Origin of the sequence: Thermomonas sp. (genome assembly GCF_025993755.1) — a bacterium.
GTDB lineage: Bacteria > Pseudomonadota > Gammaproteobacteria > Xanthomonadales > Xanthomonadaceae > Thermomonas.
Genome location: NZ_JAMQHN010000121.1, coordinates 1 through 23136 on the forward strand (window position 1 = coordinate 1; position 23136 = coordinate 23136).

At 66.7% G+C, this 23136-nt stretch carries 23 protein-coding genes, 1 tRNA gene and 1 riboswitch; of the genes, 15 read left to right on the top strand and 9 right to left on the bottom strand.

The window, feature by feature from the left end:
- Positions 1–180: 180 nt before the first annotated feature.
- A complete protein-coding gene (locus Q0X16_RS08405) occupies positions 181–954 on the bottom strand; it encodes a LytTR family DNA-binding domain-containing protein (RefSeq protein WP_297833124.1) in 774 nt (257 codons plus the stop codon).
- Positions 947–2194 (bottom strand): histidine kinase, encoded by a 1248-nt coding sequence (locus Q0X16_RS08410; RefSeq protein ID WP_297833126.1) that lies wholly within the window; start codon positions 2192–2194, stop codon positions 947–949. Before Q0X16_RS08410 ends, Q0X16_RS08405 begins: the two co-directional genes overlap by 8 nt.
- A gap of 135 nt (positions 2195–2329) precedes the next feature.
- On the opposite strand from Q0X16_RS08410, the gene Q0X16_RS08415 reads away from it, so the two are divergent.
- The gene (locus Q0X16_RS08415; RefSeq protein ID WP_297833128.1) at positions 2330–3448 is read left to right on the top strand and encodes a diguanylate cyclase; all 1119 of its coding nucleotides are present in this window, start codon (positions 2330–2332) and stop codon (positions 3446–3448) included.
- A gap of 15 nt (positions 3449–3463) precedes the next feature.
- On the opposite strand, the gene Q0X16_RS08420 is transcribed toward Q0X16_RS08415, so the two are convergent.
- On the bottom strand, positions 3464–3733 hold the full coding sequence (locus Q0X16_RS08420) for a DUF3297 family protein (protein WP_297833130.1): 270 nt from the start codon (positions 3731–3733) through the stop codon (positions 3464–3466).
- Between the two features lie 60 nt (positions 3734–3793).
- On the opposite strand from Q0X16_RS08420, the gene Q0X16_RS08425 reads away from it, so the two are divergent.
- The 3 genes from Q0X16_RS08425 (at position 3794) to Q0X16_RS08435 (ending at position 6523) form a co-directional block, all read left to right on the top strand.
- Positions 3794–4849, top strand: coding sequence for a methyltransferase (locus Q0X16_RS08425; RefSeq protein WP_297833132.1), 1056 nt, complete (start codon positions 3794–3796; stop codon positions 4847–4849).
- Positions 4846–5547 (top strand): 16S rRNA pseudouridine(516) synthase, encoded by a 702-nt coding sequence (locus Q0X16_RS08430; protein ID WP_297833134.1) that lies wholly within the window; start codon positions 4846–4848, stop codon positions 5545–5547. The genes Q0X16_RS08425 and Q0X16_RS08430 overlap by 4 nt, the downstream gene beginning before the upstream one ends.
- Before the next feature lie 88 nt (positions 5548–5635).
- The gene (locus Q0X16_RS08435; RefSeq protein ID WP_297833136.1) at positions 5636–6523 is read left to right on the top strand and encodes a hypothetical protein; all 888 of its coding nucleotides are present in this window, start codon (positions 5636–5638) and stop codon (positions 6521–6523) included.
- Between the two features lie 57 nt (positions 6524–6580).
- Here Q0X16_RS08435 and Q0X16_RS08440 read toward each other — a convergent pair whose 3' ends face one another.
- The gene (locus tag Q0X16_RS08440) at positions 6581–7063 is read right to left on the bottom strand and encodes a YajQ family cyclic di-GMP-binding protein (RefSeq protein WP_297833138.1); all 483 of its coding nucleotides are present in this window, start codon (positions 7061–7063) and stop codon (positions 6581–6583) included.
- Positions 7064–7375: 312 nt separating this feature from the next.
- Here Q0X16_RS08440 and aceF point away from each other — a divergent pair, with 312 nt between their 5' ends.
- Both aceF and lpdA read left to right on the top strand, forming a co-directional pair.
- Entirely contained in the window at positions 7376–8764 is a 1389-nt protein-coding gene (gene aceF / locus Q0X16_RS08445; protein ID WP_297833140.1) for a dihydrolipoyllysine-residue acetyltransferase, read from the top strand.
- An 11-nt stretch (positions 8765–8775) separates the two neighbouring features.
- The gene (gene lpdA / locus Q0X16_RS08450; protein WP_297833142.1) at positions 8776–10545 is read left to right on the top strand and encodes a dihydrolipoyl dehydrogenase; all 1770 of its coding nucleotides are present in this window, start codon (positions 8776–8778) and stop codon (positions 10543–10545) included.
- An 83-nt stretch (positions 10546–10628) separates the two neighbouring features.
- Here the strand turns inward: lpdA and Q0X16_RS08455 are convergent, their stop codons facing one another.
- Positions 10629–11033: a hypothetical protein gene (locus tag Q0X16_RS08455; RefSeq protein WP_297833144.1), complete on the bottom strand. Its 405-nt coding sequence runs from the start codon at positions 11031–11033 to the stop codon at positions 10629–10631.
- A gap of 124 nt (positions 11034–11157) precedes the next feature.
- Here Q0X16_RS08455 and Q0X16_RS08460 point away from each other — a divergent pair, with 124 nt between their 5' ends.
- A complete protein-coding gene (locus tag Q0X16_RS08460; RefSeq protein WP_297833146.1) occupies positions 11158–11493 on the top strand; it encodes a hypothetical protein in 336 nt (111 codons plus the stop codon).
- On the opposite strand, the gene Q0X16_RS08465 is transcribed toward Q0X16_RS08460, so the two are convergent.
- The 3 genes from Q0X16_RS08465 to Q0X16_RS08475 form a co-directional block, all read right to left on the bottom strand.
- Positions 11450–11785 carry a type II toxin-antitoxin system HicB family antitoxin gene (locus Q0X16_RS08465; protein ID WP_297833148.1) on the bottom strand — a complete coding sequence of 112 codons (336 nt, stop codon included), beginning with the start codon at positions 11783–11785 and terminating at the stop codon, positions 11450–11452. The two genes, Q0X16_RS08460 and Q0X16_RS08465, sit on opposite strands and share 44 nt — an antisense overlap.
- Positions 11782–12027, bottom strand: coding sequence for a hypothetical protein (locus Q0X16_RS08470; RefSeq protein ID WP_297833150.1), 246 nt, complete (start codon positions 12025–12027; stop codon positions 11782–11784). Before Q0X16_RS08470 ends, Q0X16_RS08465 begins: the two co-directional genes overlap by 4 nt.
- A gap of 270 nt (positions 12028–12297) precedes the next feature.
- Positions 12298–12374 (bottom strand) — tRNA-Met (locus Q0X16_RS08475).
- Positions 12375–12493: 119 nt separating this feature from the next.
- Here Q0X16_RS08475 and Q0X16_RS08480 point away from each other — a divergent pair.
- The 4 genes from Q0X16_RS08480 to Q0X16_RS08495 all read left to right on the top strand — a co-directional run bounded on the left by Q0X16_RS08480 (position 12494) and on the right by Q0X16_RS08495 (position 18410).
- Positions 12494–13042, top strand: coding sequence for an RNA pyrophosphohydrolase (locus Q0X16_RS08480; protein WP_345780286.1), 549 nt, complete (start codon positions 12494–12496; stop codon positions 13040–13042).
- Positions 13043–13248: 206 nt separating this feature from the next.
- Positions 13249–13644 carry a phasin family protein gene (locus Q0X16_RS08485; protein ID WP_297833152.1) on the top strand — a complete coding sequence of 132 codons (396 nt, stop codon included), beginning with the start codon at positions 13249–13251 and terminating at the stop codon, positions 13642–13644.
- A 303-nt stretch (positions 13645–13947) separates the two neighbouring features.
- Positions 13948–15138, top strand: coding sequence for an efflux RND transporter periplasmic adaptor subunit (locus Q0X16_RS08490; protein WP_297833154.1), 1191 nt, complete (start codon positions 13948–13950; stop codon positions 15136–15138).
- 74 nt (positions 15139–15212) lie between these two features.
- The gene (locus Q0X16_RS08495; RefSeq protein WP_297833156.1) at positions 15213–18410 is read left to right on the top strand and encodes an efflux RND transporter permease subunit; all 3198 of its coding nucleotides are present in this window, start codon (positions 15213–15215) and stop codon (positions 18408–18410) included.
- A gap of 16 nt (positions 18411–18426) precedes the next feature.
- On the opposite strand, the gene bioD is transcribed toward Q0X16_RS08495, so the two are convergent.
- On the bottom strand, positions 18427–19143 hold the full coding sequence (gene bioD, locus Q0X16_RS08500; RefSeq protein ID WP_297833158.1) for a dethiobiotin synthase: 717 nt from the start codon (positions 19141–19143) through the stop codon (positions 18427–18429).
- A gap of 15 nt (positions 19144–19158) precedes the next feature.
- Here bioD and Q0X16_RS08505 point away from each other — a divergent pair, with 15 nt between their 5' ends.
- From Q0X16_RS08505 to Q0X16_RS08520, 4 genes are all read left to right on the top strand, one after another.
- A complete protein-coding gene (locus tag Q0X16_RS08505) occupies positions 19159–19644 on the top strand; it encodes a GAF domain-containing protein (RefSeq protein ID WP_297833160.1) in 486 nt (161 codons plus the stop codon).
- Positions 19641–20012, top strand: coding sequence for a TfoX/Sxy family protein (locus Q0X16_RS08510; RefSeq protein ID WP_297833162.1), 372 nt, complete (start codon positions 19641–19643; stop codon positions 20010–20012). The genes Q0X16_RS08505 and Q0X16_RS08510 overlap by 4 nt, the downstream gene beginning before the upstream one ends.
- Positions 20013–20056: 44 nt before the next feature.
- Positions 20057–20285: riboswitch (cobalamin riboswitch) on the top strand.
- Between the two features lie 119 nt (positions 20286–20404).
- Positions 20405–22285 carry a TonB-dependent vitamin B12 receptor gene (gene btuB / locus Q0X16_RS08515; protein WP_297833164.1) on the top strand — a complete coding sequence of 627 codons (1881 nt, stop codon included), beginning with the start codon at positions 20405–20407 and terminating at the stop codon, positions 22283–22285.
- 89 nt (positions 22286–22374) lie between these two features.
- Positions 22375–23094 (top strand): YebC/PmpR family DNA-binding transcriptional regulator, encoded by a 720-nt coding sequence (locus Q0X16_RS08520; RefSeq protein ID WP_297833166.1) that lies wholly within the window; start codon positions 22375–22377, stop codon positions 23092–23094.
- Positions 23095–23136: the final 42 nt, after the last annotated feature.

Consider the following 23136-nt stretch of genomic DNA (forward strand, 5'->3'; position numbering starts at 1 on the left):
ATCCGGCGATGGCGTTCGATCTCGACGCGCACCGGCAGCGGCCAATCCAGCAGCGCCGACGACCCGTGCACGAAGTCCCCGAGCAGCTGCCCGAGGATGGCATCGTCCGAGTCGCGCGCCAGCCACGCGTGGGCGAGGTAATTCATCGGCCCATGCTACGGCGGCGCTCGGGGCGGACGCTCACATGTGCTTGAACAAGGTCATGAACGGCTGGCTGACCGTCAGGGTTTCCGGACGCTGCCTGAGCCGTACCGTGCCGCGCCCGCTGTCGTCGCGGGTGATGCCGGCGATGGCCTTCAGGTTGACGATGGTGGAGCGGTGGATCTGCTTGAACGTGTTGCCGTCCAGCCGTGGCAGCAGCTCGCGCAGGGAACTGCGCAGCAGGGCCTCGCCTTCGCGGGTGACGACCGTCGTGTATTTCTGGTCGGCGTGGAAGTAGGCGACGTCGTCGATCAGGATCAGCCGGGTTTCCCGGCCCATGCTGGCGGTGAGCCAGGTCAGTGGTTCCGCCGTCGCGGCCTGCTGCGGCAACGCGCCCAGTTTCTCCAGCAGTGCCGCCAGCGCGGCCGCATCCGGAAGCGCATCGCGCGCCTGCAGGCGGGCGACGGTGGCATCCAGTCGGTCGGGTTTCACCGGCTTGAGCAGGTAATCGATGGCGCCGCGCTCGAAGGCGTCGATCGCGTACTGATCGTAGGCGGTGACGAACACGATCCGCGTGCGCGGACTGGCTTCGGCGGCGGCGGCGGCGACCTCCAGCCCGGTCAGGCCGGGCATGCGGATGTCGAGAAAAGCCACGTCGGGCCGGTGCTCGGCCAGCGCGTCCACCGCGCTGGCGCCGTCCTCGCATTCGCCGACGACCCGCAGCGCGGGCCAGGCGCGGGCGAGCTCGGCCACCAGCGCCTGCCGCAGCAGGGCTTCATCCTCGGCCACGATGCAGGTGGCGGCTTCATTCATGGGGGAAGACTCCGGACGCCGGGACGGTCAGGGTGGCGGCAACCCCGCGCGGGAAGTTGGCCGCCACCGACAGGGAGGCGGCGCCGTTGTAGCGCAGGCGCAGGCGTTCGCGCACGTTCCTCAGGCCGATCCCGGTGCCGCTGGTCTTGCCGTTGAAACCGTCGCCATCGTCGGCCACCGTCACCGCCACGCCGGCATCGTCGCGACGGGCACGCAACCAGATCGTGCCGCCGCCGGTGCGCGGCTCCAGCCCGTGCTTGATCGCGTTTTCCACCAGCGTCTGCAGCATCATCGCCGGCAGCGGCGTTGCCCGCAATTCTTCGGGAATGTCGGTCTGCACGGCGAGACGATCACCCATGCGGATCTTCAGGATTTCCAGATAGGCCAGCGCCCGTTCCAGCTCGGTGCCGAGCGTGGACATTTCCTCCTCGGCGTCGGGCAGCGAGCGGCGCAGGTACTGGATCAGGTGGCCGAGCATCGCCTCGGCGCGGACCGGGTCGCTGCGGGTCAGCAGCTGGGCGCTGGCGAGCGTGTTGTAGAGAAAGTGCGGTTCGACCTGGGCCGACAGCAGGTGCAGTTTCGCTTCGCTGAGCTCCTTCTCGGTCGCGGTCTGTGCTGCGCTGGCCTGCTCGCTGCGGCGGCGTTCGCCGATGCGGCGGGTGATGGCGCGGGCGATGGCTTCGGCGTTCTCGAAGTTGGTGCCGTCGTCTACCAGGAACCAGTCGCTCCACGCCGGACGCTCCGGCTCGCAGATCAGGGTCACGCGGCCGCTGTCACCGGCCGGCGTCACCGTGGCCTGCAGCTGGTTGTGGTCGGGCGCGAACCACAGCAGCGGATTCCAGCGCCGCAGCGGCGGTTCGCCGTACAGGTGCGGGCGGGCCACCCTGGCACGCACCTGCAGGCTGTCGCGCGCGCTGCGCACATCCGAAACGCCCGGTAGCTCGCGGATCGCGGCATCGACCAGATCGAAGGACTCGCCGGCTTCCAGCGGAATTTCGATCAGCCGTTTCTGGCGGTTGTCGAGGGTCTCGTGGTCGATCCTGCCGGCGATCAGGCGCACCCGATGCAGGTGCGAGATCGCCCCGGCGATGACCAGCCCCATGGTGAAGAATCCGAACAGCGCCACCAGGGAGTTCCACTCGCCGATCAGCGGCAGGCTGGAGTACAGGGCAACGGCTGCCGTCACCGCCATTCCCCAGACGAAGCAGATGCGCAGCAGAAAGAATAGTCGCTTGAACATGGCGGTGGTCGACAGGGAGGGTGAGGGGAGTATGGCTACCGCCCGTCGGGATGGAAGCGAGGATGCGATGAATGCGGTCACAGCCCGATGAAACCCCGCGCGGGAGCGCTAGACTGGTTGCCGAAGGAGGCCGAGATGGCCAGTGATGCGCGACCGATCCAGGCAGGCGAAGGCGCCATCGGCGTGTCGGGAGCAGTGCCGGAGGTATCCGCGTGGCGCGCCAGCCTGACCCGCATCCTCGTGTGTGTCGCACGCGAGGCCCTGCAGGGCGAGGAACTGGACGCGCTGCTGAAGGGCATTTGCGATTGCCTCGTGGCCGAGCTTCCGGTCCCGATCGCCAGCGTCATCCTGCTTGACGAAACGGGCGATCGGTTCATCCACTGGGTCTGTGCCGGCGAACTGATGCTGGATGAGACCCCGATCGCCAGCGGATGGCCGGTCACCCGCGGCGCGGCCGGCCGCTGCGCAAGGCTCGGGGTGCCGCAGCTGATCCGCGACGTCGCCACCGATCCCGACTACCTGGTCGGCAATCCGGAAGTGCGCAGCGAATACCTGGTGCCGATCCGCCACGGCAAGCGCCTGCACGGCGTCCTGAACATCGAAAGCCGCGACCCCCGGTTCTTCGATGCCGACACCTGTGCGGTGTTCGACGCGGTGGCCGATCTGGTGGCCGCGTCGATCCACTTCGCGCGGGTGGCCGAAGACCTGCAGCTTGCCAATCGCAAGCTGGAACAGCTGTCTATGATCGACGGGCTGACCGGGATCGCCAACCGACGCCGCTTTGATGCCCACCTGCAGACGCTGTGGGCGCGATCCGTGGGTGAGGGGCGCCCGCTGGCCCTGTTGATCGTGGATGCCGACCACTTCAAGGCGCTCAACGATTCCCTCGGCCACCTGCAGGGCGACGAATGCCTGCGCGAACTGGCGCGCATCTGCGATGCCCACGCCCATCGACCTGACGACCTTGCGGCCCGCTTCGGCGGCGAGGAACTGGTGCTGCTGCTGCCGGAGCGCACGCCGCAGGAGGCCGCGGCCAGCGCCGAATCCCTGCGTGCCGCCGTCGCCGCGCGCGGATTGCCGCACCCGGCCTCGCCGGCGGCGGATCACGTCACCGTGAGCGTGGGCGGCGCCGTGCTGCATCCGCGGGTGGGTGACCGCGCCGAGGACCTGTTCGCCACGGCCGATCGCGCGCTCTACGGCGCCAAGGCGCAGGGGCGCAACCGGGTCGTGATGCTGGGCGATGCGGGAGGGTGAACCCTCGCGCCGGACTCAATCGGCGGCCGGGGTGTCCGCGGCGGCGTCCTTGAACCAGGCTTCCACCTTGCCCTTGACCTTGAGCGTCATCGGCATGCCGCGGCGATCCAGCGAGCGGCCGGCCTGCACGCGGATCCAGCCTTCGCTGATGCAGTATTCCTCGACGTTGGTGCGCTCGATGCCGTTGAAGCGGATGCCGATGCCGCGTTCGAGCAGCGCCTCGTCGTGGAACTTGCTGCGCGGATCGTTGGAGAGGCGGTCGGGCGGGGTGTCGGATTCGCTCATGGAAGGCGTCGCGTTGGAAAGCGACAGGATACCCGGATTGGCGCTCGCTACACTGCGCGGATGAGCCCGCCGCATCGTGACAATGCCCTTGCCGCCCTGCTGCAGCCGTTTTCCGACGGCGTCCTGCACTGGCCGCAGGCCGGCAAGGCGCTGTTCCTGCGCGCCCGCGATGGCATCGGCATGCGTGCGGCTTCCGGCTGCGATGTCGCCTGCACCCAGCCGTTCCGTCCGGAAGCGCTGCGGTTGGCGCGTTCCGGCTGCGACCTGATCGAGGAGGAGGCGCTGCCCGAAGCCGCGTTCCCGCTGGTGCTGGCGCTGCCGCCGCGTCAGCGCGACGAGGCGCGCGCGCTGCTGGCCAAGGCCTGTGCCGCGGTCGCGCCGATGGGCTGCATCGTCGTTGCCGTCGCCAACGACGAGGGCGCGAAATCGCGCGAGGCCGACCTGAAGCAGTTGGCGGGCAGCGTCGCCGCGCTGGGCAAGCATCACTGCCGCACGTTCTGGACGCGCCCCAACGCCATGTTCGACAAGGCGCTGGTCGCGCAGTGGCGGCAACTGGACGCGCCGCGCCGGATCGCATCGGACGACGTGCCCGGCGGCGGCTTCCTGAGCCGCCCCGGCGTGTTCGCCTGGGATCGCGTCGATGCCGCTTCGCGCATGCTTTCCGCCGCCTTGCCGGACGACCTGCACGGCCGCGTGGCCGACTTCGGCGCGGGCTGGGGCTATCTGTCGATGCAGGCGCTGGCGCGCTGCCCGCGCATCGCCTCGCTCGATCTCTACGAGGCCGATGCGCGCGCGTTGGCGCTGGCGCGGCAGAATCTGGCCGGCGCCCGCGTGCCCGTCGCTTGCCACTGGCACGACGTCGAGCAGGGTGTGCCCGACCGCTTCGACGCCATCGTCTGCAACCCGCCGTTCCACGCGCTGGGGCGCGGCGAGCGTCCCGACATCGGCCGCGCCTTCATCGCCGCCGCCGCTGTCACCTTGACGCCGGGCGGTCGGTTTTGGCTGGTCGCCAACCGCCACCTTCCCTACGAGGATGCGCTGGGTGCGGGCTTCACGCGGACGCGCATCGTCGTGCAGGACGGCGGCTTCAAGATTGTCGAGGCGGTGAAGGCATGAAGCTGGTCAAGCACATCGCCAACCTCGGCTACGGCAGCCGCAGGGACGTGCAGTGGATGTTCCGCGAAGGCCGCATCACCAATGCCGCCGGGGAGGTGCTGTACGCGGACGATCCGCTGGACCATGACGATGTGCGCATCGACGGCGAGCCGCTCGACCCGCCGCCGGGCCTGCTGCTGATGCTGCACAAGCCGACCGGCACCACCTGCTCGACCAGGGATCCGGGCCGGGTCGTGTTCGACCTGCTGCCGCCGCGCTACCGCCTGCGCAATCCGGCGCTTTCGACCGTGGGCCGACTGGACCGCGATACCTCCGGCCTGCTGCTGCTGACCGACGACGGCCAGCTGCTGCACCGGATCATCGCGCCGAAGTCGAAGTTGCCGAAGGTCTATCTGGCGACGCTGGCGGACGACCTGCGCGGCGACGAGACCGCTCTGTTCGCCAGCGGTACCCTGATGCTCGATGGCGAAAAGACGCCGCTGCTGCCGGCGCAACTGGAACCGCTGGCGGCCCGCCGCGCGCGCCTGACCCTGCACGAAGGCCGCTACCACCAGGTGCGGCGGATGTTCGCGGCGGTTGGCAACCACGTCGTCGCCCTGCACCGCGAGCGCATCGGTGGGCTGGCGCTGGACGACCTGCCGTCGGGCCAGTGGCGTGCGCTGGACGCAGTCCACCGCGAGGAATTGTTTGGCGACTGAGGCGTCACCGGAATTTTCACGAGGACCATGTCCGGAGTTGCTGCCGGATTCCGCATGACAGGACTACAACCAACCCGGAGTCCGCGTCATGAATCGCAAACCCCTGCTCGTTTCCATTGCCCTTGCCTTGGGCATGACGGGTGCCCTGGCCTGGGCCAGCGACGCCCAGTGGTTCGCCTCGCGGCCCGTGGCGTCGGGTCCCGACAGCGCCGAAGTGTCTGCCCTCGCGGATCCCGTGGCTCCACACGGGTCTGCGTCCTGGCAGCCTGCGCGCTCCATTTCCCGTTACGGCGGCAGTCCGACCTTCGTCGGCAACGTGACGGCGGACGACGTGGGCGATCTTGATTCGTTCGGACGCAATGTCCACTGGTTGGGCACCAAGACCGTGGTGTTCGCCGCCTCGACCGATTGCGCCAGCATTCAGCGCAGCAATCCGGGCATGGCTTGCGCCCAGATTTCCTCCCCGTCCCGGGGAACGAACTTCGAGCTTCGCGATCTGGTGACCATCCGCTTGCCGGCCGAAGCCGCCAATTCGCTGGTGTGCCATTGGCTGAACGACAAGCACCAGGTCATTTTCTCGGACGTCACTGGCCGCGGGGCGATCCCGACACCAGGGCTGGCGCGCTACGGCTACACCATCACCCTGCGCAGCGACGTGCTGCAGAACCCGCGCCTGATCAATCCGAAAACCGGGCAGCCGTTCGCGGGTGAGCTGACGACGGGATACATCCTGTATGAGGACAAGCCCTACGTGATCTTGCCGAACGTCTCGACTTCGACCTACGAAAGCGGCGCCACGACCTGCAGGGATGGCCTGGTCAGCAGGCAGATCCTGATGAACGTCTATGGGCTGGACGCGACGTCGGTCGACAAGCTCATGGCATCGCCGATGGAGTTGAGCCTGAATGCAAAGGGCGCTTTCCAGAACGTCCTGGAGGCCACCTTCACCGCTGGCCTGCGGCTGGTCGGGGACTGACAAGGAATTGCGGGGCACTGCGGTTCGCGACCCCTTCGCGTGCCGCAGTGTCCGGCCTCAATCCCGGAAATTGTCGAACTGCAGCGGACGTTCGAACTCCTTGCCGCGCAGCAGCGCCATCACCGCCTGCAGGTCGTCGCGCTTCTTGCCCGTCACGCGCAGCTTGTCGCCGTTGATCTGGGCCTCGACCTTGAGCTTGGCGTCCTTGATCGCGCCCTGGATCTTCTTCGCCAGTTCGCGTTCGATGCCTTGCTTCACCGTGATCTTCTGGCGCGCACCGGCCAGGTTGGTCTCGATGTCGCCGAATTCGAGGCAGCGCACGTCGATCTTCCGCGCGATCAGCCGCGCGCGCAGGATGTCGGTCATCTGCTGCAGCTGGAACTCGCTGGGCGCCGACTGGGTGATGACGTTGTCCTCGCGCACGAAGCGGGCGTCCACGCCCTTGAAGTCGAAGCGGGTGGTCAGCTCGCGGCTGGCCTGGTCGACCGCGTTGGTGAGTTCGTGGGTATCCACTTCCGAAACGATGTCGAAGCTGGGCATGGCGAGAGGGGTGGGTTGCGGGGCGGGCAGGTTACCGCATGCGGGATCGATGGAGTCACCCGGGCTGAAATGGGCAGTTTCGTCGTCGTCGAACCTTGCCTGCTTCGGCGCGAGTGGCCGTGGGTAGGTGCGGAATTCGCTTGATTATCTGGGGGTAGAACACTTGTTTCGTACGATCTCCCCCACGACATTTCGACATTTCTTTGTAGAAAATCCAATTATCCGGATAAAACATGAGAATTGCTGCGCTGCGATTTGTAGCGCGCGCCGTGATGTGATGACATAGCGGTTTCCGATCAGCGGAGTGCCGCCATGGCCGAACTCAAGGAAGTGCGTGTCCCCGATATTGGCGGTCACGGCGATGTGCCGATCATCGAACTGCTGGTCAAGCCGGGCGACACGGTTGCCAGGGATCAGGGTCTGGCGACCATGGAGTCCGACAAGGCGACGATGGAAGTGCCGTCGCCATTCGACGGCGTGGTCAAGGAGCTCAGGGTCAAGCTGGGCGATACCGTCTCGGAAGGCGCGCTGGTGGCGATCATCGAGGTGGCCGAAGGCGCCGCCGTGCCGTCGCCCGAACCGCCCGCTCCCGCGCCGGCTCCTCCTGCCGCCGCACCCGCGTCGAAACCGGCGCCCGCCGCGCCGGTAGCGCCGGTAGCGCCGGAGTCCATGGTGGAAAGCGGCGCGCCGGTTCCCGCACTGGCGCCGGTGGCCGAACCCGGCCAGCCGGGCATCCCGCCGATGCGCTTCGAGGCCGACGCGGTGCTGCCGGCCAAGGTGCCCTACGCCAGCCCGGCGGTGCGGCTGTTCGCGCGCGAGCTGGGCGTGGACCTGATGCAGGTGACGGGCAGCGCGCGTGGCGGCAGGATTTCGAAGGAAGACGTGCAGCGCTACGTCAAGGCGGCGCTGTCCGGCGGCGCGGCACCGGTTGCGGTGGAGGGCGGTGGCGGCGGATTGAACCTGCTGCCGTGGCCGAAGGTGGATTTCGCCAAATTCGGGCCGGTGGAAAGCAAGCCGTTGTCGCGGATCCAGAAGATCTCCGGCGCCAATCTGGCACGCAACTGGGCGATGATCCCGCACGTCACCCAGCACGACGAGGCCGACATCACCGCGCTGGAAGACCTGCGCGTTGCGCTGAACGGCGAGAACGCAAAGGCCATCGCGGCGGGCAAGGCCGGCAAGCTGACCATGCTCGCCTTCCTGATCAAGGCCTGCGTCGCCGCGCTGCAGAAGTACCCGACTTTCAATGCATCGCTGGACGGCGACAACCTCGTCCTCAAGCGTTACTTCCACATCGGCTTCGCCGCCGACACCCCGAATGGCTTGGTGGTGCCGGTGCTGCGCGATGCCGACCAGAAGGGCGTGATGCAGATCGCCGTCGAAATGGGCGAATTGGCCGCGCTGGCGCGTGAAGGCAAGCTCAAGCCGGAGCAGATGCAGGGTGGCTGCTTCACCATCAGCTCGCTGGGCGGGATCGGCGGCACCAAGTTCACCCCGATCATCAACGCGCCGGAGGTGGCGATCCTCGGCGTGTCCAGATCCGAGATGAAGCCGGTCTGGAACGGCGAGAAGTTCAAGCCGCGCCTGATGCTGCCGCTGTCCTTGAGCTATGACCATCGGGTGATCGACGGCGCCGCCGCGGCGCGCTTCACCAGCTACCTCGGGCAACTGCTGGCCGACCTGCGTCGGGCCATGCTGTAAGGAGAAGGCGCATGGCCGAATTCGAATGCAAGGTGCCCGACATCGGCAGCCACAGCGGCGTGCCGGTGATCGAATTGCTGGCGGCGGTGGGCGATGTCGTCGGCAAGGACCAGGGGCTGGTGACGCTGGAATCCGACAAGGCAACGATGGAAGTGCCGGCCGGCGCGGATGGCGTGCTCAAGGCCTTCAAGGTCAAGCTGGGCGATACCGTGTCGGAGGGCGCCGTCATCGCCGTGATCGAAAGCGCGACGACGGCTTCCGCGCCTGCGCCAGCCAAAACCGGAACGCCGCCGCCCGCCGCGCCCGCCGCAAAGGCGGAACCGGCAGCCCCGGCGCCGCAGGCCGCCACGTCCACGGGCCGCAAGGCCGACATCGAATGCGCCCTGGTGGTGATCGGCGCCGGCCCCGGCGGCTATACGGCGGCGTTCCGCGCGGCCGACCTGGGGTTGGAGACGGTGCTCGTCGAACGCTACGCAACCCTCGGCGGCGTCTGCCTCAACGTCGGCTGCATTCCGTCGAAGGCGCTGCTGCACGCGGCCGACGTGATCGAGCAGGCCGCGCACGCCGGCGCCTACGGCGTCGATTTCGGCAAGCCGAAGATCCACATCGACAAGCTGCGCGGGTACAAGGAAAACGTCGTCGGCCAGCTCACCAAGGGCCTCGCCGGCATGGCGAAGCAGCGCAAGGTGCGGGTGGTGCAGGGGACGGCGAAGTTCGTCTCCGCCAACGAGCTGGAAATTGCCGATGCTGACGGCAAGACGCAGCTGCTGCGCTTCGCCCAGTGCATCATCGCGGCCGGCTCGCAGGCGGTGAAGCTGCCGATGTTCCCGTGGGACGACCCGCGCATCATGGATTCCACCGACGCGCTGGATCTGGCCGAGGTGCCGAAGAAACTGCTGGTCGTCGGCGGCGGCATCATCGGGCTGGAGATGGCCACGGTCTATCGCGCGCTGGGCGCGGACGTCACCGTGGTCGAGTTCATGCCGCAGCTGATCCCCGGCGCCGATGCCGATCTGGTCAAGCCGCTGACCGAGCGGTTGAAGAAGCAGGGCGTGGCCATCCATCTCAAGACCAAGGTGGTCGAGGCCAAGGCACAGAAGAACGGCATCGCCTGCGCGTTCGAGGGCGACAGCGTTCCCGAGGGCAAGCTGTACGACCGCGTGCTGGTGGCGGTGGGGCGCAGCGCCAACGGCGGCAAGCTCGCGGCCGACAAGGCCGGCGTGGCGGTCGGCGAGCGCGGGCTGATTCCGGTGGACGCGCAGATGCGCACCAACGTGCCGCACATCTTCGCCATCGGCGATCTGGTCGGCCAGCCGATGCTGGCGCACAAGGCCACCCACGAGGCCAAGCTGGCGGCGGAAGTCGCGGCCGGGCACAAGAAGGAATGGGTGGCGCGGGTGATCCCGTCGGTGGCCTATACCGATCCGGAAATCGCTTGGGTGGGTGTGAGTGAAACCGAGGCCAAGGCCAAGGGTCTGAAGGTCGGCGTCGGCAAGTTCCCGTGGGCGGCATCGGGCCGTGCCATCGGCATCGCCCGCACCGAAGGCTTCACCAAGCTGATCTTCGATGAAGCCAGCCACCGGGTGATCGGCGGCGGGATAGTGGGGGTCCACGCCGGCGAGCTGATCTCGGAAGTCGCACTCGCCATCGAGATGGGCTGCGAAGTCGAGGACATCGGTCACACCATCCACCCGCATCCGACTTTGGGTGAATCGGTGGCGATGGCGGCGGAAGTCTTCGATGGCAGTGTCACTGACTTGTACATCCCGAAAAAGCGCTGATCGCTATCTTGTTCGTGCCAGACGTGTCGGCTGGATGGAGGGTGTCAGCGGATTTCGCCTAGACCGGCATGGTCGTTGATCTGTTAGGGCTTACCCGGCTTGGCTGCAGGCGCAGCAGTGGGAGGCGCGAGAGGCGCGGGAGGCGTCTGGGGCAGCGCCGGCCGAGGAGTAATTGGGCCGTAAATGCAGGTGACGGCACCGCTGGTAAGAACGACGCTGTAACGCAGATCGCAGTTCACCGCCGCGAAAATGACGGGCAACTGCTCATTTCCCCAGCGGTCAGGAAGGAACACCACCTTCTGCCCCGCCTTGCAGGAAGCGGCCACATCGTCATGTTGCCACTGCTGCACCTCGCACAGGTCCGCCTGATTGATGGTTTCGCTCTCGCTCTTGGGCTCGGTCGGGGCTGACTGTGGCGCTGGTGCACTTTGCTGTGTGCATCCAACCATCAGGCAAGCTACAAACGCACCAATGACCGCTTTCTGCATCGCTCCTCCGTGAAGTTTGATGTAAGGCCTCAATACCGGCAGTGCACCTAGCTCTACCGGATCCCGCTTCTACACCCAGAACATGAACGGACCGCCGCTCTGATCGTCAGACCGGTGTTGCTCGGTGCGCCGGGACTCTTCTCTGTCCTTTACCTGCACCACATCCACCGTTGCCGACAGGTCAAATCATCCCACGGTACGCGAGACGCTACGCGATGCGGCCGAACCGATGACCACGCGGGCGGTGGCCGTCGCCATTCTCAATGCGCGCGGCGTTACCGATGCCACTGCCCGCACGAACACGCAAATCACCGTGGCGACGATCCTCAATCGCCTGATCAAGGCCGGCCAGGTCGCGCGGGTCGGCTATGAAGGGCGTGCAGCCCTTTGGCAAGCCGCTCAGTCAGCAGTCACTGTCATGCGGCTGGCTGCGCCAGCTTGGTCGCGGCCCACTGATTGAGACTTACCCCCTGCTGTTCGGCCTCGCGCGCCAATCGCGCATGCACGCTGCGTGGCACGCGCACCAGGAACTTGCCGCTGTAATGCGAAACTGGCGTAGCGACACTGGGCTTGGGGATGACGCGACCTGCCGCTTGGGCGGCTTGCAGCCAGGCTGCAATGGCGTCTTGCGCCTCTCGGGCGGCATCAGCCTCGGTTTCGCCCCACGCCGAGCACCCCGGCAAATCCGGTGCTTCGGCGATGAAACCTTCGTCTTCATCCGACCAAAAGATGTTGAGCGGGTAGCGGTTCATGCGAGGTCTCCGTATTTTTCGATCATCGCGATCAGTTGCCGCGCCTGATACGGCGGGATGAAGCCATTTCGATTCTGGAAATTCAGGCCGATCAGTTCGCCGGTGCGTTGATAGGCACGGTGTGAACCGGCTCCACCACCATGCACAAAGCCCAATTGCTCCGCCGTTTTGCACGCATCGTCGAACCGCACTTGCTTTGGGTTGGCGAGAATGCTGGCAAGGCGCTTGGACTTTGTGCTCATGGCTCAATGATACCACATATGGTATCTCACAACGAGAGGCCCAATCAGGCAACGAGTCGCTCCACTCGCCGATGATTGCCCTGCCAGTAGCCGCAGAAACAGAACCTGTCACAGGACCTGTCACAGGCCGCTTACGAGGCTGGCATGCCGTTGCGATGTTCGCCCGACAGAGAAGACCACCGGACAGGTTGTGACAGTCGTTTTGTCACAAAAAAGCCCGCGACAGTGGCGGACTTCATTTGCGCAACATGTTGATATACAACAATAAATTGGTGGCTATGGGTGGAATCGAACCACCGACCTCGGGATTATGAGTCTCGCGCTCTAACCGTCTGAGCTACATAGCCATCGCCGAGCCCTCCATTGTCTTGCGTTGGCATGCGGACGTCAATTGCTCCCCTGGCGGCTTGCCACCGGTCGTTGCGGCTGGCAGAGTCGAAGCCAGTGGATTTCTGGAGTCCGCATCGTGATCGATCCGGACGGTTTTCGGCCCAACGTGGGCATCGTGCTGATGCACGAGGATGGACGGGTGTTCTGGGCACGCCGCGTGCGCCGGGATGGGTGGCAGTTCCCGCAGGGCGGGATCAACAGCGACGAGACGCCGCTGGAGGCCATGTATCGCGAGTTGCAGGAGGAAACCGGCCTGGTTCCGGAACAGGTGGAAGTGCTGGGCGCCACCCCCGGCTGGTTGCGCTATCGGCTGCCGGCCCACGCGGTGCGCCGCCACGAGCGGCTGGTGTGCATCGGCCAGAAGCAGGTCTGGTTCCTGTTGCGATTCCGCGGCCGGGAGGCGGATTTCCGGCTGGATTTGTCTGAGAAGCCCGAGTTCGACGATTGGCGCTGGGTCGATTTCTGGTACCCGCAGGAGCACGTGGTCGCCTTCAAGCGCGGCGTCTATACCCGCGCCCTGGCCCATCTGGCGCCGCTGGCGCGGGCGGTGGCCGGGACTGGCGCGGTGCCGGTTCCGGAAGGCGGCGAGATGCCGCCGCTGCGTCGTTACGTTCGCCGTTCCTGAAATTCCCTCGGGTGGAATCGAAGAAGTCTTCGTAAATCAACCATTTAATGCTTGATTGGAAGGGTGGTGGCGTCGTAGGCCGAGTCGACAGTCTGAACGGGAGCCGACCGTTTGTCGGTTGGATGTTGCATTGCAGCAATGAAGGAGTATGCTGCACTGCACAAACGGCAAGAACGCCGCTCAGCACCAACCCAAGGGAGCCAACCATGTACGACTACAACGAAACCTTCAGCAAGTCGGCCGCCCAGTTCGCGGACGTCGCTGCCAATGCCAATCGCCTCGCCCTCGAGAACGCCGAAAAGGTGTTCGGCCTGCACCTGGCCGCCCTCGAGAACAACGTCAATGCCACGTTCGCCTTCGCCAACGAGCTGATCAGCGTGCGTGACGCCGAAGGCCTGAAGGCCGTCTGGCCGAAGGGCATCCAGATCGCCCGCACCAACGTCGAGCGCAGCTTCGGCGCCACCCAGGAAGCCTTCGCCGACAGCGTGAAGACCTCCGAGGCCATCGGCGCGCTGGCCAAGGCCCAGTACGAGCAGGCCAGCTCGCAGGTCAAGGCGGAAGTCGCCAAGGCCGCCAAGGCTGCGTCCAAGTCGGGCAAGTAATCCCGACGGCGGGCCGTGCGGCCCGCCGGCAATGCGAAACCGGGGCCCGGCGGCTTGTGCTGCCGGGCCTTTCGTTTGCCGGTCGAAAGCATCGTTGCGTTGGCGCATCGATATGCTGCACTGGTGCGTTCAATAACAGTGCTAGAATGGCGGGCCTCGCGAGTATGCGGAATCATGAATCGTCCGCAGGTTCGTGAACCCTCGCGTCATGCCGGTTTCGGCGTGGGCTGGCAACGCCAGGATGGAGCTGGCCAGTCCCTTCCCGGATTTCCATTGATCACCCCATAGCCAAGGTCGTACGCAATGCCCGTTTCCGCATCCGATGCCAAGCCCAACGTCAGCAAGCGCTGGATCCTGATGCTGGTCGGCGTTGCCGTCGTGTTCGGCGGCGTGTTCCTCGCCAAGGCGATCTTCGCGAAGAAGACCAACGCCTTCTTCGACAACATGTCGCAGCCGGCGGTCACCATTTCCGCAGCCAATGCCAGCCGTCAGCGCTGGGGCAACGACAACGCGGCGGTAGGCACGCTGGTCGCCGTCAACGGCATCGACGTCACCGCCGAATCCGGCGGCGTGGTGCGTTCGATCGAATTCGATGCCGGCCAACCGGTGCGCGCGGGTGCGGTGCTGGTGCGCTTGAACACGGCCAATGAGGACGCAGTGCTGAAGGCGCTGGAAAGTTCGGCGAAGCTGGCGCAGATGCAGGCGCAGCGCTGGCAGGAACTGGGTCGCGACAAGCTGGTGTCGCTGGACGACGTGCAGACCCGGACGACCGCCGCCGCCACCGCGCGGGCGCAGGTCGAGGCGCAGCGCGCGCTGATTGCCCAGAAGACCGTGCGCGCACCGTTTGCCGGCGTGCTGGGCATTCGCCGCGTCAACCTCGGCCAGTACATCGCGCCGGGCACCGCTGTGGTCAGCCTGCAGCAGCTCGATCCGATCTTCGTCAACTTCACCCTGCCCGAGCAGATGGCCGGCAAGTTGCCCGAGGGCACCGCGGTCCAGGCCACGATCGATGCGCTGCCCGGCCAGGTGTTCCACGGCACGGTGACGGCGGTGGATCCGCAGGTGGATCCGTCCACCCGCAACTTCACCGCGCAGGCCACATTCGCCAATCCCGAAGGCGCGCTGCGTCCCGGCAGCTTCGCCCGGATCGGCTTCGACGTCGGCGGCGAGCGCGACGTGGTGGCGATTCCGCAGACCGCGGTCAGCTTCAATCCCTACGGCAACGCGGTGTTCGTGATCGGCAAGACCGCGCGCAAGCCGGGCGAGACCGACGCCAGGGGCAATGCGCTGACCGGCGACAAGCTGGTCGTCACCCAGCGCTTCATCAGGACCGGCGCGACGCGCGGCGATCTGATCGAGGTGCTTGAAGGCCTCAAGCCTGGCGAACAGGTGGTGACGTCCGGCCTGCTCAAGCTGCGCAACGGCACCGAGGTGCTGGTGGACAACACCGTGCAGCCTGCCGCCGACGCGCGGCCGGCGGTCGAAAACCGCTAGACGCAGGATCGTGGCCGGCAGTGCCGGCCATGCCGCGGGTCAGGCCCGCAACCCGGGCAATCTCAGGATCGGCAATGAAATTCACCGACATCTTCATCCGCAAGCCGGTGCTGGCGATCGTCGTCAGCCTGTTCATCCTGCTGTTCGGCCTGCGCGCCTTCGGCGAATTGAACGTGCGCAAGTATCCGGAGATGCGCAACGCGGTGGTGACGGTGAGCACCACCTACTTCGGCGCCGACGCCAACCTGATCCAGGGCTTCATCACCACGCCGCTGGAAACCGCGATCGCCTCCGCCGAAGGCATCGACTACATGACGTCGAACAGCTCGGCGGGCATGAGCACGATCACCGCCTACATCCGGCTGGACAAGGATCCCAACGAGGCGCTGACCCAGATCTCGGCCAAGGTCAACAAGATGCGCGGCCAGCTGCCGCCGCAGTCGGAAGACCCGGTGATCGACCTGCAGCAGGGCGAAAGCATCGCCGCGATGTACATCGCGTTTTCCAGCGACACCCTCGACAACACCCAGATCACCGACTACCTGACCCGCGTGATCCAGCCGAAGCTGGTCGCGATCAACGGCATCCAGCGCGCCGAGATCCACGGCGCCGGCACCTTCGCCATGCGCATCTGGCTGAAGCCGGAAAAGATGGCGGCGCTCAAGGTCACCGCCGGCGACGTCAATCAGGCGTTGCAGTCGAACAACGTGCTCGCCGCGGTCGGTTCGACCAAGGGCCAGATGGTGGCGATCGACATGACCGCGCGCACCGACCTGCGCAGCGTCGAGGATTTCCGCAACATGGTGGTGCGCCAGCAGGATGGCGCGATCATCCGGCTTGGCGATGTCGCCGACGTCGTGCTGGGCTCGGAAAGCTATGGCAGCTCGGTCAGCGTCAACGGCAGCGATTCGGCCACCTTCATGGCGATCTACGTCGCCCCGGACGCCAACGCGCTGGACGTGATCAGGGACGTGCACCGGGTCTGGGACGGCGAAATCCTGCCGCAGCTGCCGCAGGGCTTGAACGCGGTGATCCCCTATGACAGCACCCAGGCGATCAACGACGCGATCAACGAGGTGATCCGCACGCTGATCGAAGCGCTTCTGATCGTGATCGTGGTGATCTACCTGTTCCTCGGCTCGCTGCGCAGCGTCCTGATTCCGGCGATCACCATCCCGCTGTCGCTGATCGGCGGCATGTTCCTGATGTTGCTGATGGGATTCACCATCAATCTGCTGACCTTGCTGTCGATGGTGCTTGCGATCGGCATCGTGGTGGACGACGCGATCATCGTGGTCGAGAACATCCATCGCCACATCGAGGAAGGCATGAAGCCGTTCGACGCCGCGATCCAGGGCGCCCGCGAGCTGGCCTGGCCGGTGGTGGCGATGACCACGACGTTGGTTGCCGTGTACCTGCCGATCGGCTTCCAGGGCGGCATGACCGGCATCCTGTTCACCGAATTCGCCTTCAGTCTCGCCGGCGCGGTGCTGCTGTCGGGCATCATCGCGCTCACCCTGACGCCGATGATGAGTTCGAAGATCCTGCGCCCGCACGCCGAGGGCCAGGGCGGCAAGTTCGAGGCCTGGCTGGATGCCCGTTTCGAGAAACTACACAACGGCTACGAGCGGCTTCTGCATGGCGCGCTCAAGACCCGGTCGGTGATCGCCGCGTTCGGCCTGATCGTGCTCACCAGCTGCGTGTTTCTGTACATGACGGCGCCCAAGGAGCCGGCGCCGATCGAGGACGAGGGCTTCATCTTCGGCGTCGCCAGCGCCGACCCGGTGGCCACCCTCGATTACGTCGAACGCTACACCACCGAAATGGCGCGGCTGGTCAGGGAGGTTCCGGAAGTCGACAACTTCTTCCTGTTCAACGGCGGCTTTGGCGGCGGCGGTGGCGGCGCCAGCCCGAGCGCGATGGCGGGCTTCTCGCTCAAGCCCTGGACCGAGCGCTCGCGCTCGACCAACCAGGTCCTGCAGCAGGAGCTGCAGCCTCGCTTCGACCGGATTGCCGGGCTGAAGATGTTCGCCCTGGTGCCGCCGTCGTTGCCCAGCGCCGGCGGCGGCGCCTCGGGCGGCGAGTTCGTCATCGGCGGCGTCGGCAACCTGGAGCAACTCTCCGAACTCGCCGACCGGATCCTGCAGCGGGCGATGGCGAGCAAGCGATTCATCTTCCTCGACAAGGACCTGAAGCTCGACAAACCGCAGATCGAAGTCAACGTCGATCGCGACAAGGCGGCCATGCTCGGCATCGACATGCGCACACTGGCCTCGGACATGGCGTCGATGCTGGCCGGCGGCTATACCAACCTGTTCTCGATGCAGAACCGTTCCTACCGCGTGATCCCGCAGGTGCAGCGGAGCAGTCGTCTCAACGCCAGCGACCTCGACAACTACTACACCCGCACCCGCGACGGCCGGCTGATTCCGCTGTCGACGATCATCACGCTGAAGGAGAGCACCCAGCCGCAATCGCTCAAGCGCTTCCAGCAGCTCAATGCGGTGTCGATCACCTTCGCCCCGCGCCCCGGCGTGAGCAAGGGCGAGGCGCTGGCCATCCTCGACCAGGCCGCGGCCGAGATCCTGCCGCAGGGCTACAGCGTGGACTACGCCGGCGAGTCGCGGCAGTTCAAACACGAAGGTTCGGCCATGCTGTTGACGATGGGTCTGGCGCTGGTGGTGATCTTCCTCGTCCTCTCGGCCCAGTTCGAGAGCTTCCGCGACGCGCTGATCATGCTGCTCACGGTGCCGATGGCCATCTGCGGGGCGCTGCTGGCCTTGAACGTGCTGGCGCTGCTGTCGCAGATCCTGATGGCGATGGGGATCGAGGCGTTCCCCGGCATGAGCGTCAACATCTATACCCAGGTGGGTCTGGTGACGCTGGTGGGCGTGATCTCCAAGCACGGCATCCTGATCGTGGAGTTCGCCAACAAGCTGCAGATCAACGAGGGCATGGGCAAGCTCGAAGCCATCGAAACCGCCGCCGGCATCCGCCTGCGCCCGATCCTGATGACTACCGCCGCATTGGTGTTCGCGATGATCCCGCTGCTGATGGCGAAAGGTCCTGGCGCGGCCTCGCGCTTCTCGATGGGCGTGGTGATCGCCTCCGGCATGACCATCGGCACGCTGTTCACCCTGTTCGTGCTGCCGGCGTTCTACATGTTCCTGGCCCGCGACCACGCGCACGACCGCGAGCGCGGCGCGCTGCCGCACGCGCAGGACGCCAACGGTGGCCACTCCGACACGGGGGTCGTGCCCGCCCACGACTGATTGCAGCGGGGCGCGTCTACACGTGCTCCGGAACGTGCAGGTGTGCGGCCAGCATCGCCGGATCCGCACCCGGCGCATGTGGCAGTACGCCCCAGCAGGGCGCCGGCAGGCGTTCCCGCAGCATCCCGAGGTTGTCCTCGACCCGTTCCATCGCCGGATCCACGTGCGAGGCGACCCAGCCGGCCAAGGGCAGGCCGTCGGCGACGATCGCGCGTGCGCTGAGCAGGGCGTGGTTGAGGCAACCCAGCCGCAATCCGACCACCAGCACCACCGGCAGATCCAATGCGCGCGCCAGGTCGGCCTGCATCAGATCGCGCGACAGCGGCGCAGCCCAGCCGCCGACGCCTTCGACCACCAGTGCGTCGGCCTGCGCCAGCAGCCGGTCGCGCGCCGCGAGGATGGGCGCCAGCGTGACTTGCGTGCCGGCATCTTGCGCCGCCAGTTCCGGCGCCAGCGGGTGTTCGAACGCGAATGGATTGATGTCGGCATAGGAGATGCCGGGTGTTCCGGCCGCCCGCAGCGCCAGCGCGTCCTCGTTCTTCCAGCTGCTTTCGATCCACGCGCAGCCGCTGGCCACCGGCTTCATCCCGGCCGCGCGCAGGCCGCGCCCACGCAGCACGTGCAGCAGCGCGCAACTGGCCAGGGTCTTGCCGATGCCGGTGTCGGTGCCGGTGACGTAGAACGCGATCACTGTCCTTTCTCTCTCCAGAATGCAAAGGCTCTCACCGCGCATTGCTACACTGCCGGCATGAGCTTCGTCTCCAGTCCGCTGACCGGCAGCAAGCCGGAACAATACGCGCAACTTGCGCAGCAGGCGCGCGCGCTGCTGCACGGCGAGCGCGATCGCATCGCCAACGCTGCCAACCTGTCGGCGCTGGTCTATCACGCGCTGCCGGACCTGAACTGGGCCGGCTTCTATTTCTTTGACGGCACCGAGCTGGTGGTCGGCCCGTTCCAGGGCTTGCCGGCCTGCGTCCGGATCCCGCTCGACAAGGGCGTGTGCGGCGCGGCGGCGCGCAGCCGGCAGACGCAGCGGGTCGAGGACGTGAACGCCTTCCACGGGCACGTCGCCTGCGATTCGGCCAGCCGCTCGGAATTGGTGGTGCCGCTGTACGACGGCGAAGCGCTGATCGGTGTGTTCGATCTCGACAGCCCGAAGCTGGCGCGATTCGACGCCGACGACCAGCGCGGTCTGGAGGCCGTCGCCGCCTGTTTCATGGAGGCCTTGCGATGAGCGGGAAGCTCCGCAACATCGGCCCGAAGTCGGCGGCCTGGCTGCGCCAGGTCGGCCTGCGCAGCCGCGAGGATCTGGCTGCGATCGGATCCGCCGCCGCTTACGTCAAGGTGCGCCGCGCCGGTTTCAGGCCCAGCTTGAACCTGCTGTATTCGCTCGAAGGCGCGTTGCTCGACTGCCACTGGCAGGACGTGCCGGAAGCGCGTCGCCAGGAACTGGCCGGCATCGTCGAAGCGGGCCTGGCGGCGTTGCCGCCTCCGCGCGGCCGTCCGGCTGCCGCGCCGGTGCAGACCATCCACCATGAAGATTCCGTGCCGCCAGAGCCGGATCTGTTCGACAATGAGCGCGGGGGCGATCAGGAATCCTGATCCGGGCTTGCCGCGAATCGGCTGCGCCTTCCGCGCAAATCCGATAGACTGACGTCGCTTCTGGTGATCCTTCGGCGATAGCCCGCCGCTGGATTGAAACGGGAAGCCGGTGACGGTGCGCCTTGCGCGCATCCATTCCGGCGCTGCCCCCGCAACGGTAAGCGCGACAAGCTCGACAACGGCCACTGTGCTTGCATGGGAAGGCGTCGAGTGGGGACACGGCTCGTGTCCCGCGCGCAAGCCCGGAGACCGGCCCGAAGCGTGTCTGGTTGCGATGCGGCGGGCATCGCGCGAGTCCGCGCACGCGCCTGCCTGCGCCGATCCGTGAATCCGTCGTCTTGCAGCCGTCCTTCCACGCAAGGGCGCGCGGGCGTGCGCGCCGGAGTCTCCCCATGTCACATCACAAGTCCCCCCTGCGCGGCGCCCTGCTGGCCGCCGCCATTGCCACTCCCGCCGTCGCCGCTGCGCAGTCGGACGACGCCAAGCCGCTGGACAGCGTGGTCGTCACCGCCACCCGAACTGCCACCACGGTTGATGCGTCACTGGCCGCCGTCGAAGTCATCGACCGCAGCCAGATCGAAGCCAGCGGCGCGCTGTCGCTGCCCGATCTGCTGCGCGGCCGTGCCGGCATCAGCATCATCAACCAGGGCGGCATGGGCAAGCTGTCCACCCTGTTCCTGCGCGGCACCGAATCCGACCACACGCTGTTCCTGGTCGACGGCGTTCGCATCGGTTCGCCGACCTCGGGACTGGCCGCGCTGCAGGACATCCCGCTGGACCAGATCGAGCGCATCGAGATCGTGCGCGGCCCGCGCTCGTCGCTGTACGGCGCCGATGCGATCGGCGGCGTGATCCAGATCTTCACCCGACGCGCCACCGGTAGCGGCACCTCCGGCCACGTCCGCCTTGCGGCCGGCAGCCACGGACGCGCCGAAGCCTCGGCCGGCGTCGACCTGCGCGGCGCGCGCGGCGGCATCGGCGTCGACATCGCCCATCAGGAAACCCGCGGCATCAACGCCTGCTCGGGCTACATGGACCCGCTGACCTTTGCCGGCGCCGGCTGCTTCATCATCCCCGGCACCCACCTCGACCGCGACGGCTACCGCAACGACAGCGCCACCGTGCGCGCGGACTATTCGCCCAATGATGCCTGGCGCTTCGACGCCCGGCTGTTCCGGGCCACCGGGCACAACGATTACGACGGCGACTACAGCGACAACTCCGACATCGCGCAGGAAGTCGTCGGCGGCAGCGTGCGCTGGACGCCCTCGGCGCGCACGCAGCTGAAGCTGACCGTCGGCCGCAACATCGACGATTCCAGCAACTACATCGGCACCGTGTTCAGCAACCGCTTCCGCACCACCCGCGACAGCGCCAGCCTGCAGGGCGACTTCACCGTCGCCACCGGACACGTGCTGACCGCAGGCCTCGACTGGCTGCACGACCGCGCCAACGTGGTCGATCCGTGGTCGCCGTTCACCGCTACGCGCAGCAATCGTGCCGGCTTCCTGCAGTACCAGGGGAACTTCGGCGTGCAGGATCTGCAGCTGGCGCTGCGCCACGACAACAACGGCCAGTTCGGCGGCAAGACTACCGGCGGTATCGCCTGGGGCCTGGACTTCGCCGATGGCTGGCGGCTGACTGCCAGCTACGGCACCGCGTTCAAGGCGCCGAGCTTCAATGAGCTCTATTACCCCGGCTTCAGCAACCCGCTGCTGCACCCGGAAGCCTCGCGCAGCGGCGAGCTGTCGCTGGCCTACGGCGGAACCGGCTGGAAAGTGCAGGCCAACGCCTATGACACCCGCGTCCGCGACCTCATCGCGTGGGACGCGGCGCTGGGCGCGCCGGGCAACGTCGAATCGGCGCGCATCCGCGGCCTGGAGCTGACCGCCAACGCCCGCCTTGGCCAGTGGACCGTGAACGGCCAGATCGGCTGGCTCGACGCGCGCAACCGCAGTGCCGGTTTCATGCACGGTTTGCGCCTGGCGCGCCGCCCCCAGCACAGCGCCCGTCTGGACCTCGACCGCGACATCGGTGACTGGAGCGTGGGCTTGACCGCGATCGGCGAAGGCGCGCGCTGGGACGACGTCACCAATACCCTGCGCGTGGGCGGCTACGGCACCCTCGACGCCCGCGTCGGCTGGCGCTTTGCGCACGGCTGGACGCTGCAGGCCAACGTCAACAACCTGTTCGACAGGCGCTACGAAACCAGCGCCTGGTACAACCAGCCGGGTCGCGAGTTCCTCGTTTCGCTGCGTTGGCAGCCCCAATGAGGGCGTGTCGATGGAATGGCGTCCAACCGCACGCCGGACGGGGCAACGTCGTATAATTCGCGGCTTGCCTTGAATCAGGGGAATCCACCATGGGACGTGGACCTTCCATCGAAGCCAGAAAGAATGCGCAGGACGCGCAGCGCGGCAAAATCTTCACCAAGGTGATCCGCGAGATCTCGGTCGCCGCCCGCGCCGGCGGCGGCGATCCGCACGGCAACCCGCGGCTGCGCGCGGCGATCGACAAGGGCTTGTCGGCCAACATGACCAAGGACGTCATCGAGCGCGCGATCAAGAAGGCGACCGGTGAGCTGGAAGGCGTCACCTACGAGGAAATCCGCTATGAGGGCTATGCGCCGGGCGGCGTCGCGGTCATCGTCGATTGCCTGACCGACAACCGGGTGCGCACCGTGGCCGACGTGCGCCACGCCTTCGGCAAGTTCGGTGGCAACCTCGGCACCGAAGGCTCGGTGGCCTTCATGTTCCACAAGGTCGGCGTGCTCAGCTACGGCGCCGGCGCGGACGAGGAAAAGATCACCGAGGCCGCGATCGAAGCCGGGGCCGACGATATCGTCGTCTATCCGGAAGACGGGGCGATCGACGTGCTCACCGCGCCGGAAGCGTTCGCGGACGTCAAGGCGGCCATGGAAGCGGCTGGGCTGGCGCCGGGCTTCGCCGAGGTGACGATGCGCGCCGACAACGATTCCGCGGTGGAGGGGGAGACCGCCGAGCAGGTGCAGAAACTCCTGCACTGGCTGAACGAACTGGACGACGTCCAGGACGTCTATTCCAACGCCACCGGCCTCGGCTGAACGCCGAGCCGTCGCGTTGGCGGATGCCATGCCTGCGGACAC

Coding starts and splice junctions, on each gene's coding strand:
- Q0X16_RS08405 (WP_297833124.1), bottom strand. CDS start 954: ATGAATGAAGCCGCCACCTGCATCGTGGCCGAGGATGAAGCCCTGCTG.
- Q0X16_RS08415 (WP_297833128.1), top strand. CDS start 2,330: ATGGCCAGTGATGCGCGACCGATCCAGGCAGGCGAAGGCGCCATCGGC.
- Q0X16_RS08495 (WP_297833156.1), top strand. CDS start 15,213: ATGAAATTCACCGACATCTTCATCCGCAAGCCGGTGCTGGCGATCGTC.
- lpdA (WP_297833142.1), top strand. CDS start 8,776: ATGGCCGAATTCGAATGCAAGGTGCCCGACATCGGCAGCCACAGCGGC.
- Q0X16_RS08485 (WP_297833152.1), top strand. CDS start 13,249: ATGTACGACTACAACGAAACCTTCAGCAAGTCGGCCGCCCAGTTCGCG.
- Q0X16_RS08420 (WP_297833130.1), bottom strand. CDS start 3,733: ATGAGCGAATCCGACACCCCGCCCGACCGCCTCTCCAACGATCCGCGC.
- bioD (WP_297833158.1), bottom strand. CDS start 19,143: ATGCGCGGTGAGAGCCTTTGCATTCTGGAGAGAGAAAGGACAGTGATC.
- Q0X16_RS08465 (WP_297833148.1), bottom strand. CDS start 11,785: ATGAACCGCTACCCGCTCAACATCTTTTGGTCGGATGAAGACGAAGGT.
- Q0X16_RS08435 (WP_297833136.1), top strand. CDS start 5,636: ATGAATCGCAAACCCCTGCTCGTTTCCATTGCCCTTGCCTTGGGCATG.
- Q0X16_RS08425 (WP_297833132.1), top strand. CDS start 3,794: ATGAGCCCGCCGCATCGTGACAATGCCCTTGCCGCCCTGCTGCAGCCG.
- aceF (WP_297833140.1), top strand. CDS start 7,376: ATGGCCGAACTCAAGGAAGTGCGTGTCCCCGATATTGGCGGTCACGGC.
- Q0X16_RS08410 (WP_297833126.1), bottom strand. CDS start 2,194: ATGTTCAAGCGACTATTCTTTCTGCTGCGCATCTGCTTCGTCTGGGGA.
- Q0X16_RS08470 (WP_297833150.1), bottom strand. CDS start 12,027: ATGAGCACAAAGTCCAAGCGCCTTGCCAGCATTCTCGCCAACCCAAAG.
- Q0X16_RS08520 (WP_297833166.1), top strand. CDS start 22,375: ATGGGACGTGGACCTTCCATCGAAGCCAGAAAGAATGCGCAGGACGCG.
- Q0X16_RS08505 (WP_297833160.1), top strand. CDS start 19,159: ATGAGCTTCGTCTCCAGTCCGCTGACCGGCAGCAAGCCGGAACAATAC.
- Q0X16_RS08490 (WP_297833154.1), top strand. CDS start 13,948: ATGCCCGTTTCCGCATCCGATGCCAAGCCCAACGTCAGCAAGCGCTGG.
- Q0X16_RS08430 (WP_297833134.1), top strand. CDS start 4,846: ATGAAGCTGGTCAAGCACATCGCCAACCTCGGCTACGGCAGCCGCAGG.
- Q0X16_RS08455 (WP_297833144.1), bottom strand. CDS start 11,033: ATGCAGAAAGCGGTCATTGGTGCGTTTGTAGCTTGCCTGATGGTTGGA.
- btuB (WP_297833164.1), top strand. CDS start 20,405: ATGTCACATCACAAGTCCCCCCTGCGCGGCGCCCTGCTGGCCGCCGCC.
- Q0X16_RS08510 (WP_297833162.1), top strand. CDS start 19,641: ATGAGCGGGAAGCTCCGCAACATCGGCCCGAAGTCGGCGGCCTGGCTG.
- Q0X16_RS08440 (WP_297833138.1), bottom strand. CDS start 7,063: ATGCCCAGCTTCGACATCGTTTCGGAAGTGGATACCCACGAACTCACC.